The organism is Chitinophaga sp. GbtcB8 (genome assembly GCF_019091455.1).
Taxonomy (GTDB): Bacteria; Bacteroidota; Bacteroidia; order Chitinophagales; family Chitinophagaceae; genus Chitinophaga.
This window is the reverse complement of the sequence record NZ_JAGXJN010000461.1, coordinates 1-233: the sequence shown is the minus strand read 5'-3', so window position 1 is coordinate 233 and position 233 is coordinate 1. Positions and strand designations below refer to the sequence as shown.

The window sequence follows — 233 nt, the reverse complement described above, 5'->3', positions numbered from 1 at the left end:
TTAAAACACTGCCCGGCCTTACGGATGTAATTGTACAGATGCGTAATAATGCGCCCGGTGGTAGTGGTAACAACCTTGCGGTTGACGCTATCAGCTTTTCCTATTGCACACCATATATCTACACTTTCTTTGACGGGCAAACCGACCAGCAGGGCGGCGAGTACACCATGTGTGCCGGCTCTCCCACCAACCTTACCACACAGTATACACCAGCCGGTTATTTTACCGTGCCG

Annotated in this window: 1 protein-coding gene; it reads left to right on the top strand. The window is 51.1% G+C overall.

Translation table 11 applies throughout. The annotated features are described in order from the left end of the window. Positions 1-233: hypothetical protein (locus KVT36_RS32315; RefSeq protein WP_217607526.1), on the top strand; the 233-nt coding region annotated here is incomplete at both ends.